10 protein-coding genes are annotated in these 14,555 nt (G+C 69.0%); 3 read left to right on the top strand and 7 right to left on the bottom strand.

Annotated elements, in window-relative coordinates; translation table 11 throughout:
* Position 1 precedes the first annotated feature (1 nt).
* On the bottom strand, positions 2–2,602 hold the full coding sequence (gene gyrA, locus CHAN_RS00050) for a DNA gyrase subunit A (protein ID WP_290290632.1): 2,601 nt from the start codon (positions 2,600–2,602) through the stop codon (positions 2–4).
* Positions 2,603–2,811: 209 nt separating this feature from the next.
* On the opposite strand from gyrA, the gene CHAN_RS00045 reads away from it, so the two are divergent.
* Both CHAN_RS00045 and CHAN_RS00040 read left to right on the top strand, forming a co-directional pair.
* Positions 2,812–3,015: a CopG family transcriptional regulator gene (locus CHAN_RS00045; protein ID WP_290290631.1), complete on the top strand. Its 204-nt coding sequence runs from the start codon at positions 2,812–2,814 to the stop codon at positions 3,013–3,015.
* Between the two features lie 130 nt (positions 3,016–3,145).
* Positions 3,146–3,559 (top strand): hypothetical protein, encoded by a 414-nt coding sequence (locus tag CHAN_RS00040; RefSeq protein WP_290290629.1) that lies wholly within the window; start codon positions 3,146–3,148, stop codon positions 3,557–3,559.
* Between the two features lie 5 nt (positions 3,560–3,564).
* Here the strand turns inward: CHAN_RS00040 and CHAN_RS00035 are convergent, their stop codons facing one another.
* Positions 3,565–4,617 (bottom strand): alpha/beta fold hydrolase, encoded by a 1,053-nt coding sequence (locus CHAN_RS00035; protein WP_290290627.1) that lies wholly within the window; start codon positions 4,615–4,617, stop codon positions 3,565–3,567.
* A 175-nt stretch (positions 4,618–4,792) separates the two neighbouring features.
* On the opposite strand from CHAN_RS00035, the gene CHAN_RS00030 reads away from it, so the two are divergent.
* On the top strand, positions 4,793–6,334 hold the full coding sequence (locus CHAN_RS00030) for a lipase family protein (protein ID WP_290290625.1): 1,542 nt from the start codon (positions 4,793–4,795) through the stop codon (positions 6,332–6,334).
* Between the two features lie 187 nt (positions 6,335–6,521).
* Here CHAN_RS00030 and gyrB read toward each other — a convergent pair whose 3' ends face one another.
* The 5 genes from gyrB to dnaA form a co-directional block, all read right to left on the bottom strand.
* The gene (gyrB, locus tag CHAN_RS00025) at positions 6,522–8,561 is read right to left on the bottom strand and encodes a DNA topoisomerase (ATP-hydrolyzing) subunit B (RefSeq protein WP_048740588.1); all 2,040 of its coding nucleotides are present in this window, start codon (positions 8,559–8,561) and stop codon (positions 6,522–6,524) included.
* 251 nt (positions 8,562–8,812) lie between these two features.
* Positions 8,813–9,448 carry a DciA family protein gene (locus CHAN_RS00020; protein ID WP_290290621.1) on the bottom strand — a complete coding sequence of 212 codons (636 nt, stop codon included), beginning with the start codon at positions 9,446–9,448 and terminating at the stop codon, positions 8,813–8,815.
* On the bottom strand, positions 9,448–10,683 hold the full coding sequence (gene recF, locus CHAN_RS00015; protein ID WP_290290619.1) for a DNA replication/repair protein RecF: 1,236 nt from the start codon (positions 10,681–10,683) through the stop codon (positions 9,448–9,450). The genes CHAN_RS00020 and recF overlap by 1 nt, the downstream gene beginning before the upstream one ends.
* A gap of 52 nt (positions 10,684–10,735) precedes the next feature.
* Positions 10,736–11,926: a DNA polymerase III subunit beta gene (dnaN, locus tag CHAN_RS00010; RefSeq protein ID WP_048740594.1), complete on the bottom strand. Its 1,191-nt coding sequence runs from the start codon at positions 11,924–11,926 to the stop codon at positions 10,736–10,738.
* 598 nt (positions 11,927–12,524) lie between these two features.
* A complete protein-coding gene (dnaA, locus tag CHAN_RS00005; RefSeq protein ID WP_290290617.1) occupies positions 12,525–14,270 on the bottom strand; it encodes a chromosomal replication initiator protein DnaA in 1,746 nt (581 codons plus the stop codon).
* Positions 14,271–14,555: the final 285 nt, after the last annotated feature.

Genomic DNA, 14,555 nt, shown 5'->3' with positions numbered 1-14,555 from the left:
CCTACTCCCCGTCGCCCTCGTCCGAGCCGGACTTGTTCTCGTTGTCGGAGGCGGAGACCCCGCCCGGCCGCGGATCGACGATGTCGAGGGTGCCGGTCTCGGAGACCTTCACGGCGGTCTCCTCGCCCTCGTCCTCGACGTTGCGGTCGATGGCCAGCAGTTCCGTGCCGTCGGCCAGGTTGACCAGACGGACGCCCTTCGTCGCGCGCGCCGTCGCGCGGATCTCGTTCACCCGCGTGCGGATGATGTCGCCGGCGGAGGTGACGGCGAAGATCTCGTCGTCGTTGGAGACCACCAGGGCTCCCATGATCGCGCCGCGCTTGCGGTCGTACTTCAGGGTCAGCACGCCCTGGCCGCCGCGGCCCTGCGGCGCGTACTCGTTCAGCGGGGTCTTCTTGCCGTAGCCGCCGGTGGTGGCCACCAGCAGGTGCTGGCCCTCCTCCACGACGACCATGCTCAGCAGCTTGTCGTCGCCCTTGAAGCGCATGCCCAGCACGCCGGCGGTGGCGCGGCCCATCGGGCGCAGCGCGTCGTCGGAGGCGGTGAAGCGGATCGCCTGGCCGTGTTCCGAGATGAGCAGCAGGTCGTCGTCGTCCGAGCAGAGGCGGGCGCCGATGAGGGTGTCGCCCTCCTTGAGGTTGATGGCGATCAGGCCCGCGCTGCGGGCGGAGTCGTACTCCTCCAGGCGGGACTTCTTGACCTTGCCCTGCTGCGTGGCCAGCACCAGGTACGGGGAGTCCTGGTAGGTCTGGATCTGCAGCACTTCCGCGATGCGCTCGCCCGGCTGGAATTCCAGCAGGTTGGCCACGTGCTGGCCGCGGGCGGCGCGGGTGGCCTCGGGCAGCTCGTAGGCCTTGAGGCGGTAGACGCGGCCGCGGTTGGTGAAGAACAGGATCCAGTCGTGCGTGGAGCAGACGAAGAAGTGGCGGATGATGTCGTCCTGCTTCAGGTCCGCCCCGCGCACGCCCTTGCCGCCGCGGCGCTGGGACTTGTAGGCGTCGACCTTGGTCCGCTTGGCGTAGCCGGTGGAGGTGATGGTGACCACCACGTTCTCGCGGGCGATGAGGTCTTCCTCGGTGACGTCGCCGACGGCGCCGATGATCTGTGTGCGGCGGTCGTCGCCGAACTTTTCCACGACCTCGGCGAGCTCGTCGCGGACGATGGCGCGCTGGCGGTCGGAGCTGGCCAGGATGTCCTTGAGGTCGGCGATCTTCTCCTCGAGCTCGGCGAGCTCGTCGATGATCTTCTGGCGCTCGAGGGCGGCGAGGCGGCGCAGCTGCATCGCCAGGATGGCGTCGGCCTGCACCTCGTCGATGTCGAGCAGCTCCATCAGGCCGGTGCGCGCGGTGTCGACGGTCGCGGACCGGCGGATCAGCGCGATGACCTCGTCGAGCATGTCGAGCGCCTTGACCAGGCCGCGGAGGATGTGGGCCTTCTTCTCGGCCTCGTCCAGGCGGTACTGGGTGCGGCGGACGATGACCTCGATCTGGTGGTCGACGTAGAGCCGGACCATCTGGTCGATGCGCAGGGTGCGCGGCACGCCGTCGACGATGGACAGCATGTTGGCGCCGAAGCTGGTCTGCAGCTGGGAGTGCTTGTACAGGTTGTTGAGCACCACGCGCGGCACGGCGTCGCGCTTGAGCTTGACGACGATGCGCATGCCCCATTTGAGGTCCGATTCGTCGTCGATGGAGGAGATGCCGGCCAGGCGGCCGTCGCGGACCTGCTCGGCGATGTTGGCGATGAGCCGGTCGGGGTTGACCTGGTAGGGCAGCTCGGTGATGACGATCGACTGGCGGGTGCCCTCCTGCTCGATGGAGGTGACGCCGCGCATGCGGATGGAGCCGCGGCCGGTGGTGTAGGCGTCCTTGATGCCCTTGTCGCCGACGATCTGCGCGGCGGTCGGGAAGTCGGGGCCCTTGATGTGGGACATGACCGCCTCGAGGGTGGTCTTGTCGTCGGCGTCGGGGTTGTCCAGGCACCAGTTGATCGCCGCGGCGACCTCGCGGAGGTTGTGCGGCGGGATGTTGGTGGCCATGCCGACGGCGATGCCGCCGGAGCCGTTCATCAGCAGCTGCGGCACGCGGGAGGGAAGGATGACCGGTTCGGTGGTGCGGCCGTCGTAGTTCGGCTGGAAGTCGACGGTGTTCTCGCGGATGTCGCGGACCATTTCCATGGCCAGCGGGGTGAGGCGGGCCTCGGTGTATCGCATGGCGGCGGGGCCGTCGTCGCCGCGGGAGCCGAAGTTGCCCTGGCCGTCGACCAGCGGGTAGCGCATGGACCACGGCTGGGCCATGCGGACCATGGTGTCGTAGATCGCGTAGTCGCCGTGCGGGTGGTAGTTGCCCATGGTGTCGGAGACGGGCTTGGCGGACTTCACGTAGCCGCGTTCGGGGCGGTAGCCGTTGTCGTACATCGCGTAGAGGATGCGGCGGTGGACGGGCTTCAGGCCGTCGCGGACCTCCGGCAGCGCTCGGCCCACGATGACGGACATCGCGTAGTCGATGTAGCTGGACTGCATCTCGTCGTTGATGTCGATGGGGCGGATCTGGTCGCCGCCGTCGCCGCCCCCGCCGAACAGGGTGCCGTTGTCGTCGCTCACTCGTTTTACCTCCGGGTCTTCCCCGCGCTCGGGTGGCGCCGGTGGTGGCGGCGCATTGCGGGTTCGAGAGTTTTACTCCCCCAGCATACGCCCCGGGAATGCGTCGTCGGCGCCGTGCGGGCCGTTGCGGGGCCCGCTTTGCGATGTCGCGCCGTGGGAGCGGTATCAGGGTGATACCGTTTTCGCCGTCGCGGCGTTATTCTGTCGGCATGGCGATGACATTGAGGCTGAGCCCGGCGGAGGATCGGGCGCTGGCGTTGCTGGCGGGCACGAGGGGCACGTCGAAGCAGGAGGCGGCGCGGCGCGCGATCGTGGAGGCGGCCGCCCGCTCGGTGCGGGATGCCGAGGTGCGGATGCTCGCCGCGGAGACCGTCGAATCGCACGCCGCCGTGCTGCGGCGCCTGGCTAAATGAGCGCGGGGGTGGGCGAAATGAGGAAAGTCATCGGCGGTGCGGGGTTCCGGACCAACCATGCGCCAATAAGCGCGGACCGTGCCGCGATGTCCGGCGGTGCCGCATGCGGGGTTTGACCGCCGAGGACCTCGTGTCCGTCATCGACGTTCTGGTGGAACTGCTCCCCGAGTTCGCGGACGTGCGCATCGTGCGGCCGTGGGCGTTGCCGGCCGCGGCCGCCGCGGCGGAGGGGGTGATCGCCGGCATCGACGTCCACGACCCCGGGGCGAACGGCGTGAATGCGGGCGCGCGCAGCGATGCAGCCGGGGCGATTGCCCTTAACGCTGCGACCAGCATGAATGGCGGCGCCTCCGACGAGGAGCGCATGCGGGCGCTGGCCGTAACCATCCGGCGTCTCAAGCCCCTCGACCGGGGCAATGCAGCGTTCGCGGTGACGGCGGTGCTGGTCCACGGCCGGCTCCTGGGCGAGGCCATGTCCCTCGAGCGGGCCGCAGCCATCGCCGGTGCACGCATGCCCGGCCCACCTGCGTCACCGCCGCACTGAGCCCGTCACCGGGGCGGGCGAGTTCCCCCGACTGCGAGCTCTTCGAGCCACAGCTCGAATCGATCGGCCACCGCCTCCGGCTCGCGCGCCCAGCGGTTGTGGCCCAAGCGGCGGTCGATGAACTCGAAACGAGCGGCGGCGGGCAGGCGCGAGGCCAGATCCATCGCCGAATCCGGCGTGCAATCGCGGTCGCCGTCGCACGTCAGCATGAGCACGGGCGTGGTGACCTTCAACATCTCCCGCGAGTAATCGATGTCCGCCTGCGTGGGGCGCAGCCGCCCGTTGCGCGCGAACATCGCCCACTCCCGGACGTGGCGGCCCGACTGGCGCCCGTACCGGGCGAGGTCCCACGGGCCCGCCGGCCAGTACCCCAGAATCGTGGAGACGGTCCACATCACCGGCCCGCCCCAGCACAGCCGCGTGTATTCGCGGCCGGTGAACCGGATGTAGTGGGGGGTGCCGGAACCGATGGTGATCATCCCGTCGACGTCGGCTTCCGGGCGCGCGAGGTACAGCGAGCCGATTTGCCCGCCCATCGAATGGCACATCAGATACAGGGGCAGGCGCTCCCCCGGTTCCTGGAATTCCTTGCGGGCCGCGGCGACTGCCGCCGGGTAATCCACGGACGCGATCTCGTGGTAACCCCACTGGTGCCCGCGGGTGGCGCGGGCGGTCTGGCCGCCCTGGCCGTGGAGCTCCGAGACCAGCACGGCGAAACCGCGGTCGCGGAGCTCCTGGGCCATCGGCCAGTAGTACCGGGCGCCCATGCCGAACCCGGGGAAGAACACGACGATCGCCCGAGGCTTGCCCTTCGGGCGGTGGATCTGCATGGGCGTGACCGAACCGTCGAGGAGGACGCGCTCGATCATCTCGGGCTCCTCGCGCGTGCGGGCGACGGGCTCGACGCGCTCATGTCCGGCGCCGGGGCCCGCAACGAAGTCGCCGGGCATCTCGGCGGCATGATTCGCGCGGCCGCCGCGCGCGTTTACCGCGTCACCGCCGGTGCCGCCCCTGCGGGGAACGGCACCGGGATTCGCCTGCTCATCGTGTTGGTTCACGGGCGATACGATATCCCCGGAATCGTCGGGGGGAAAACCGGGGCGAGCGCCGAACGCCGTTGCGCAGTGCACCCCCGCACCCCCGCGGCCCGCGTCCGCCGCAAATTCACAGGCAGGGCACGGTTTTCCGCCGAAACGTCCGCGTTTCCCTTTGCGTTCGCCAATAATACGACCCATGGCATTCCGCACCCGCATCCGGCGCCGCGCCGCAGCAGCAGCCCTCGTCAGCACCTTCATGATCGGCGGCGTGCTCGCCCCGGCCTCCGCCGCCCCGGTTCTCCCGGGCCTGCCGGCGGGCGTCCCCGGTCTCCCCGGCAACCCGGCCGCCATCCCCGGCCTTCCGGGCGGGCCGGCGGCTTCGCCCGGAAGTCCCGATGCCCCCGACGATCCTGCCGGCGACGCCCCGACCTCCGATGGTCCGGCCAACGGACTCCCGGGCTCCGCCGGAGGCCCGGCCGCGGCCTCCCCCGGCTCCTCCGACGACTCCCCCGCCATCGACGATTCCTTCTACGACACGTCCACCGTCACCCCGGGCGCCCCCGGCTCCATCCTGCGCACGGCGACCGCCCCCACCGCGCCGATGCCGCCGGAGCTGGATTATCCCCTGCCGTCGTCGGTGACGAAGGTCCTGTATTCCACCACCGACATGCACGGCAAGGCGGTTCCGGTCAGCGGCTACATGGTCGAGCCCTCCGTCCCCTGGACCGGGGCGGGAGAGCGGCCGACTGTCGTCATCGGCCGAGGCACCGTCGGTCAGGGCGATCAGTGCGCGCCGTCGCGGAACTGGCCGCTGGATAATCAGGCCGATCCGTTTTCGTCGAAGCGCCTGGTCAATCTCGAGGGCCTCTACGACTGGGTCTTCGCCGGCGCCGGGGTCCGCGTATTCGTCACCGACTACATCGGCATGGGCACGCCCGGCATGCACACGTACATGAACCGGGCGGAGCAGGCGCATGCGATGCTCGACGGCGCCCGCGCGGCACGGAACCTTTCCGGCGGCAACGGCAAGGTCGCCTTCTACGGCCACTCGCAGGGCGGCGGCGCGTCGGCCGCCGCCGTGGAGGAAGCAGCCTCCTATGCCCCCGACGTCCCGGTCGCCGCGGCGTACGCGTCGGCGCCCCCGGCCGACCTCGACGCCGTCCAGCGCAACATCGACGGCTCCGACCTGGTCGGCGCGATCGGCTTCACCATCAACGGCCTCGCGGCGCGCTATCCCGAAATTGGCCCGCTGATGAAGCGCCACATGAACGAGCAGGGCCAGGCCACGCTCGACGCGCTGTCCTCGATGTGCACCAACGAGATCACCTCGGCCTACGGCTACCAGCGCACCAACGAGTGGACCGTCGGCGGCCGCAGCCTCGACGAGATCCTCGGCGAGATTCCCGAGGGCCGCGCGGCGATGGAGGACCAGCGCATCGGCCGCGGCAAGCCGTCGGCACCGACGATGATCGTCTCCGGCCGCCACGACGAGAACGTCGAGTACCGCCAGGCCCGCGATCTGTCCGAGACGTGGTGCTCCAACGGCGGCGAGGTCTTCTACCTCGACGACGCCCTGCCGAAGATCGGCTCGTACAACCACTTCGCGCAGGCGGTCAGCGGCGCCCCGTTCGGCATCGGCTTCATTCTGGCCATGTTCAACGGCGCTCCTGCCGCCGGCGCCTGTTCGGGCGCGGTGATTCCGGGCGGCTCCGGCGAGATCCCGGTCCCCGCTTCCTGACCGGGCCCGCTCCGCGGCGGTCCGGCGTCTTTGCTCGACGACGGCCCGCCGCGCCATCCATGGGCGGATGCCAATGATGGGGTGTCGGCGACAATCTCATGTCGAGACTGTTGCCGACACCCCATCGGCGTCGTAAAGCAGCAGGTCGATGCCGGTCCAACGTCCGGCCCGCCGACCCGCGCACTCACTAGACATCCAGGAAGCGGACATCCTTGGCGTTGCGGGTGATGAAGGAACGGCGCGAGGCGACGTCGTCGCCCATGAGGATGGTGAACAGCTCGTCGGCCTTCTGCGCATCCTCCAGCGCCACCTGGCGCAGCACGCGGTGCTCCGGATCCATGGTGGTCTCCCACAGCTCCGAGGCGTTCATCTCGCCCAGGCCCTTGTAGCGCTGGACGCCGTCGTCCTTGTTGATCTTCCGGCCGGCGGCCAGGCCCTCGGCGAGCAGCTTGTCGCGCTCGGCGTCGGAGTACGCGAACCCGGGCTCTCCCTTGCCCCACTTGAGCTTGTACAGCGGCGGCTGCGCCAAGTAGACGTGGCCCTCGTCGATCAGCGGGCGCATCAGGCGGAACAGCAGCGTGAGCAGCAGCGTCGCGATGTGCTGGCCGTCGACGTCGGCGTCGGCCATGAGCACGATCTTGTGGTAGCGCAGCTTGGAAATGTCGAACTCGTCGTGGATGCCCGTGCCCAGCGCGGTGATGATCGCCTGGACCTCGGCGTTCTTCAGCGTCTTGTCCAGCCGCGCCTTCTCCACGTTGAGGATCTTGCCGCGCAGCGGGAGGATCGCCTGGAACATCGAGTTGCGGCCCGACTTCGCCGAACCGCCGGCGGAGTCGCCCTCCACCACGAACAGCTCGGACTTCATCGGGTCCTTCGAGCGGCAGTCGGCGAGCTTGCCCGGCAGACCGCCGAGGTCGGTCGCGGACTTGCGTCGCACCAGGTCACGGGCCTTGCGGGCGGCCTGGCGCGCATGCGCCGACGCGATCGCCTTGTTGACGATGGCCTTGGCCTCCGCCGGGTTGGCCTCCAGCCAATGCGCGATGTGCTCGTTGGTCATGCGCTGCACGAACGAGCGGATCTCGGTGTTGCCGAGCTTCGTCTTGGTCTGGCCCTCGAACTGCGGGTCCGCCACGCGCACGGAAATCACGGCGGCCAGGCCCTCGCGGACGTCTTCGCCGGAGAGGTTGGCCTCCTTCTCCTTGAGCAGCTTGTGCTCGCGGGCGTAGCGGTTCATCAGCGAGGTCAGCGCCGAACGGAAGCCTTCCTCGTGCGTGCCGCCCTCGATGGTGTTGATGGTGTTGGCGAAGGTGTGCACCGACTCCGAGTAGCCGCCGTTCCACTGCATGGCGATCTCGACCTCGTGGCCCTCGCCGACGGCCTCGAAACCGATGATCGACGGGTGGATGGCGTTCTTCGACTTGTTCAGGGCCTCGACGTAATCCTGGAGGCCGTTGGGGAAGTGGTAGACCTTCTTGCGCTCGCGGCGCTTCTTGGCCTTGGCCACCTCGTCCTGCGTGCCGTCGCCGTTGGCGTCGACCAGCGCCGCGGACTCCTTCTCGGCCTGGTCGGCGAGAGCCTCGGCCTCGAGCTCCTCCTCGGACACGCGCTTGTCGACGAGCGTGATGGTCAGGCCCTTGTTCAGGAAGGCCATCTCGCGCAGGCGGCGGGCGATGGTGTCGAAGTTGAACTCGGTGGTCTCGAAGATCTCGGCGTCGGGCCAGAATCGCACGGTGGTGCCGGAACCGCGGGCCTTCTTGCCCTGGACCAGCTCCTCCGGCACGGCGGCGTTGAAGTTCTGCAGCCACACGTGGCCGTCGCGGACGATCTCCGCCTCGACGCGGGTGGACAGGGCGTTGACCACCGAAATGCCGACGCCGTGCAGGCCGCCGGAGACCGCGTAGGACTCCGAGTCGAACTTGCCGCCGGCGTGCAGCTGCGTCATGACGACCTGGACCGTCGGCGCACCCGACGGGTGCATCTCCACCGGAATTCCTCGGCCGTCGTCGACGACCTCGACGCCGCCGTCTTCCAGCAGCGTCACCTTGACCTCGGACGCGTAGCCGGCCATGGCCTCGTCGACGGAGTTGTCCACGACCTCCCACACCAGGTGGTGCAGGCCGCGTTCGCCGGTTGAGCCGATGTACATGCCGGGTCGCTTGCGAACGGCCTCGAGCCCCTCGAGGATGGTGATCGATGAGGCGTCGTAATGGTTTTCGGTGGCAGCCACTGTGGAACCGGTCTCCCTTTGTTGGTGCGCTGAATCTACCGGCCCATCTTACCCCGTAGTCCCCCACATGACACGCATCAGGTCACGTCAGAAAGCCTTTGAGCGCCGATTTTCGGGAAATCGGGTCGGTGTGATCCGCGCTTTCGCCGCCAAAACACGCCGCACGCGACCCGCCGCCCCATTCGGCGGCACGGGTTCGCCGTCGGCCTCGGCCTCGAGCGCGGGATCCGCCCGGAACACGGCTCCACTGCTCAGCCGTAGGTGTCACGCGGCCCCCGGCCCTTGACCCGCAGCCGCCCCTTGGACCAGCTCGGCCCGGATGGCCCCTTGATGTGCAGCTTTTCGACGATGCCGTCCCCGACCTCCTCCGCGATCGTCGCCAGGATCTTGGATTGCGCGAGGCGCAGCTGCGTCGCCCACGTGCTCGACGCGCATTGGACGACCAGCGTGTTCTCCTTGAACTCCACGACTTCCGCGTGGTCGGCGATGACCTCGCCGACGATGTCCGGCCATTTCGACATGATGATGCCGTTGGCGATGTTGCGCTGCCACCCGCGCTCATTGGCCTGTCCGGCCAGGACCGCGCCGAAGGTCAGGGGGCTTCGATCGCGGCGCCGGCGGATGCGGATGCCGTCTCGGTAGAGCAGGCGTTGCGGCACGCGCGTGCCGGCGCGATCGCGCACGACGGGCGCGGTGTCCCCGCCGTCTCCGGCGATCCGGCCTTCCTCATCCCGCTTCACCACCCGCGGTCCGGCGTCCAGCGTGAACCCGGAATTCTTCCGGGGCGGCCGCTGGAGCGAGGGCGGGTGTTTGCCGCCGGTTTTCGCCGTCGACCGCATCCGCTCGAACACCTCGCCGACCAGGTCGGGGGCTTCGTCGTCGACCATCACCGGTCACCTTCGGGTGAGGTGACGTCGCCGGTGGCTGCGGTATCGGGGGCTTCGGCGACGTCGGCGTCGAGCACCGAGATCCGACCCGCTTCGGTGTCTTCGACGGTCACGACGTGGGTGGTCACGCGCGGGGCGTCGGCAAGCCCCTCGGGCAGTTCTTCGCCGACGGCGGAGGTGATGAGCACTTGCTCGGCCTCCTTCGCGATGCCGACCAGCGCTTCACGCCGGTGCCGGTCGAGTTCCGCGAAGACGTCGTCGAGGACGAGGATCGGGTCCGGGCCCTCCTCGCGGAGCATGAGGTACGCCGCCAGCCGCAGCGACAGCGCGAACGACCAGGTCTCACCGTGGCTGGCGAAGCCCTTTGCCGCGGCGTCGCCGAGATTGAGCTGCAGGTCATCGCGATGCGGCCCGACCAGGCTGATGCCGCGCTCGATTTCGCGGTTGCGGCGGGCGCCGAGCTCGGTGAGCAGCAGCGCCTCGATGATCTCGGGGTCATCGGGGAGGTCGTCGGCGGGCAGCTTCGTGCGGTATTCCACGTGGGCCGGCCGCGACGACGGCGCGAGGGTGGCGTAGGCCTCCACGACGCGGGGCGCGAGATCGCGGACCAGCGCGATGCGCGCCGCCGTGATGATCGCGCCGACGTGCGCCAACTGCGCATCCCACGTATCGAGCGTGGCCAGCGCCGCCTGTCCCTCGGCGGAGGAATAGCCGCGGCGCAGCGAACCGCCGGCCGTCTTGAGCAGCGCGTTGCGCTGGCGCAGGATCCGCTCGTACTCCAACCTGGCCCCGGCCATGCGCGGCCTGCGCACGGCGAGCAGATCATCGAGGTAGCGGCGCCGCTGGGCGGGTTCGCCCTTGACCAGCTCCAGGTCCTCCGGCGCGAAGAACACCGAGCGCACGGTGCCCAGCAGCTCGCGCGGGCTGCGCAGCCGCGTCCGGTTGAGCTGCGCTTGATTCGCGCGATGCGGGTTGATCAGCAGGTGCGCGGTGAGTTCCCGTCCGTCGTTGACGGCGGTGGCGGACACCCGCGCCGAGTCGGCACCCGACCTGACCAGCGGCGCATCCGTGGACACCCGATGCGACGACAGCGTGGACAGGTACCCGACGGCCTCGACGATGTTCGTCTTGCCGTAGCCGTTGCGCCCCGTGAACACGGTGATGCCCGGCTCGAGCTCCAGGCTGAGATCGGGCCACGACCGGAAGTCGCGCAAACTCAGCGAACGCAGATACATGTCGGCACCGCGGGGACGTCGCCCCGCTTTCCTTCCGCCCCGGAGTCGCCGGTCAGCCCGGAAGGCGGACGGGCATCAGCAGATACGTGAATTCCGTCTCCGGGTTCGGGAACATGCCGTCTTCGCCGGCCTCGGGCAGCTCATCCGGTTCCGGGATGAGCACCGCCGGACGCGACGGCTGCGTGAAGCCCATGACCACGCGGTCGGTGTGGATCGCGGACAGGCCATCCGAGAGGTACCCCGGATTGAACGCGATGAGCAGCGGCTCGCCGACGAAGGCGCACTCCAGGACTTCCTCGGCGCGGCCGGCTTCGTCGCCGTGGGCGGAGAGGACGACCTGGCCCTCGGAGAAATCCATGCGGATCTGGGCGCCGCGATCGGCGACCAGGGACACCCGTCGGATGGCCTCGCGCAGGGGATCGATGCGCACCGAGGCCAGCGACGAGTGCTGCTTCGGAAGCAGCGGGCGGAACTTCGGGAATTCCGCGTCGAGCAGGCGGGTGGTCGTGCGGCGCGGGTCCGCGAGAATGCCCAGCAGACCGTCGGCGCCGACCGCGCGGCCGTCGGAACCGTCGCCGAAGGCCAGGGTCACCGGCTCGCTCGAACCGGAATCCAGCGAACGGGCGGTGTCGGCCAGGGTCTTGGCCGGGATGAGCAGCTCCGCGTCGCCTTCCGGGATCTGGTTCCACTTGAACGTGCGCACCGCCAGCCGGAAGCGGTCCGTGGCGGCCAACGTGACCGTGTCGCCCTCGGTTTCCATGCGGATGCCGGTGAGCATGGGCAGGGTTTCGTCGCGGCCGGCGGCCACGGCGACCTGGCCGATCGCCTCGGTGAACAGCTGCGGGTCGATGGTGCCGGTGGCGGCGGGGACCGACGGCAGCGCCGGGTAGTCCTCGAGCGTCATCGCCGGCAGCTCGAAACGGGACTTGCCGCAGGTGACCAGGACCTTCGTGCCGTCGTAGTGCATGTCGATCGGCTTGTTGGGCAGCTTCGAGACGATGTCCGAGACGAGCTTGCCGTTGACGGCGAAACGACCGGTTTCGGAGATTTCCGCGGCGATGCGGATCTGCGTCGAAACCTCGTAGTCGTAACCGGCGATCTCCAGGCCGTCGTCGCCGGCCGTGAAAACCATGCCGCGGAGGATCGGCTGCGTCGGGCGCGTCGGCAGATTACGTGCAACCCACCCCACCGCATCAGCGAGATCGTCCTTGGCGGCGCGGAGACGCACGTCCGTCTGCTCCATCGTCCCTCCATGAGTTCCACGGTTTTGTCGTCCCTCCGCGATCGCGGACGGACCGGCCGTCGCCGACCGTTCTTCGAAACACAACCTTAACCCAGTTTCGCCGCCGTGATGTCGGCGGTCGATGAGTTCTTGTCGTTCGGCGACTCGGTCACCGCGGTTTGTCGACACGCCCCTTTTTCTCGGACGGTGATTGAGATGAAGGGTCGGGGGAAGCAGTAGGGGCTGTGAATCCTGTGGGTCGGGCGTCGGATCGCTGGTCGGCGCGGGGATCCGCGTGTTGAGGGAAAGTTGATGAATCTGTGGACGGATGGGCCAATCTGTGGATGAATTCCCGGCGATCGAATTTGTCCACAGTCGGACACCGTTCATCCACAGGTCTGTGAACGAAAAACGGCTGGTTAACCACAAGATCGGTGTGACCGGGGTCTCCTAATTACACAGATGTAATTACGTGTCCGACTCGTGATTTCGCGGCCGATTCGTCGTCAAGCGAAAGAGCCGCGAACGTCCCGCGCATGCCGCGCGACGGTCGCTCGCCGTCGCGGGCCGGTGCGGTCGCCGGCGACGTGGACGGCCCAGGGCCGATCCCCGGCGACGATCAGCCGACCGTGCGGGATCGCTCGCGGATGCGCGTGGTCAGATCGTTGACCTGATCGTGGGTGGCGCGCTTTTCGGTGATCTCCTTCTGGATCTTCCGGTGGGCGTACAGGACCGTCGAATGGTCGCGGTTGCCGAAGACCTTGCCGATCGCCGGCAGGGAAATGTCGATCAGCGACCTGGTCAGGTACATGGCCACCTGGCGGGCATGCGAAACCGGCCGGGTCTTGCCCGGGCCCGTGAGATCCGCGACGGTGAGGCCGTAGAACTCGGCGGTCGCCGAAATGATGATGTCCGGCGTGATCTCGACGACGGCGCTGTCCGAGCCGATGATCTCCTCCGCCAGCGCCAGCGTGACCGGCATCTTCAGCAGCGACGCCTGGGCGGTGACCTGCAGCAGGCGGCCCTCGAGCTCGCGGATCGACGACGCCGTGTGCTCCGCGATGAACTGCAGCACGTCATGCGGGACGTTGAGGCGGTCGAGCTGCGCCTTCTTCGACAGGATCGCGATGCGCGTCTCCAGGTCCGGCAGCTGCAGATCCGGGGTCAGGCCCCACTCGAAGCGGGTGCGCAGGCGCTCCTCCAGCGTCTTCAGCTCGCGCGGCGGGCGGTCCGAGGACAGCACGATCTGGCGGTCGGCCTGGTGCAGCGCGTTGAAGGTGTGGAAGAACTCCTCCTGCGTGCCTTCCTTGCCCTCCAGGAACTGGATGTCGTCGACGATGAGGATGTCCAGGTCGCGGTACCGGCGCTTGAAGCTCTCCTGCGCGTCATCGCGGACGGAGTTGATGAAGTCGTTGGTGAATTCCTCCGACGACACGTAGCGGACGCGCAGCTTCGGGTCGAGCGCCGTCGCGTAGTGACCGATCGCGTGGAGCAGGTGGGTCTTGCCCAGTCCGGAACCGCCGGAAATGAACAGCGGGTTGTAGGCGCGCGCCGGCTGCTCGGCGACGGCGGCGGCCGCCGCGGCGGCGAAGCGGTTCTGCGGGCCGATGACGAACGTCTCGAAGGTGTACTTCGGGTTGAGCGTCGGCTCCTCGACCGGCTGGCTCATGGGGTTCTGCAGCTCGGACAGGTGGTATTTGCCCTGGCCGAAGAGGTCGGCGGCCGTCCCCTGCGTCTGCGGGGCGCCGGGGTGCGGCGCATGCGGGGGGTTGGGCAGCTGCTGGCCGCGATTGGGTTGGGGCATCTGCGTCGACCGCGGGTCGTGCACGTGCGTCGCGGCGGGGCGGAGTCGGGGGTCGCCGAATTCGGCGGAATCGCGTGTGTCCCGCTCGAACTCGAGGGTGCGCCACGCGGTGGAATCGCGGCCGTCGGCCTGGTGGGCGGGGTGCATGCGATCGGTGCCGCGATGCTGCGGATCCCCGCCGCCGTGCCCGGGCCCGTGGGCGGGGGCGGCGCCGGACTCGGGTCCGGCCTGGCCGGCGGCATGCCCGGCGTCGGCGGAGTCGCCGTGCCCGGAATCCTCCGAGATGGTCACCACCACCTGCTGCGGGCTGCCGGTGATGGCCTCCAGGGCCCGCTCGATGCGGCCGGCGAGCTCTTCCTTGACCAGCGTCTGGACCATTTCGCTGCCGGTGGCCAGCAGGACGAACCCGTTGACCTGGCCGACCGGTTGCACGGAGCGGAGCAGCGCCTTGTGGTTCGTCTTGAGAGGCTGCGGGTCCCCTTCGGGCACGTCCGTGCCCTGGATGAGCATGTCTACGACCCGGGTCCAGGTGTCGTGGAAGCTTCGGCTGGGGGTGGTCAACTCTGTGATCCTTTTCGGGTCGGTCGGACGGTCTGCGCATCCCCCGGGGTTTCCGGGGGTTCTTCCGCGCCCGGGCCCTCGGGTGGAGGGTCGGGCACGCCCGTCCGCGCCGATGGCTGGTCGTTCGGCCGGGGGTGGGGTGGGTGTTTCGGGTGGGCCTTTCGGTTGTGGGAATTCGATCCACACCGTGTTGGCCCGGTGGCCAGGGCTTCCACACTTGGGTGCACAGGTGTGGAGCGTTCCGCGGCGTCGGTTTCTCAACAGTCTATCCACACCCCGCCGCAT

The organism is Corynebacterium hansenii, assembly GCF_030408795.1.
Lineage (GTDB): Bacteria > Actinomycetota > Actinomycetes > Mycobacteriales > Mycobacteriaceae > Corynebacterium > Corynebacterium hansenii.
Note: the sequence above shows the minus strand (reverse complement) of the source record. Positions and strands in the feature narration are given on the sequence as shown.

Coding starts and splice junctions, on each gene's coding strand:
- CHAN_RS00045 (WP_290290631.1), top strand. CDS start 2,812: ATGGCGATGACATTGAGGCTGAGCCCGGCGGAGGATCGGGCGCTGGCG.
- CHAN_RS00030 (WP_290290625.1), top strand. CDS start 4,793: ATGGCATTCCGCACCCGCATCCGGCGCCGCGCCGCAGCAGCAGCCCTC.
- CHAN_RS00020 (WP_290290621.1), bottom strand. CDS start 9,448: ATGGTCGACGACGAAGCCCCCGACCTGGTCGGCGAGGTGTTCGAGCGG.
- recF (WP_290290619.1), bottom strand. CDS start 10,683: ATGTATCTGCGTTCGCTGAGTTTGCGCGACTTCCGGTCGTGGCCCGAT.
- dnaN (WP_048740594.1), bottom strand. CDS start 11,926: ATGGAGCAGACGGACGTGCGTCTCCGCGCCGCCAAGGACGATCTCGCT.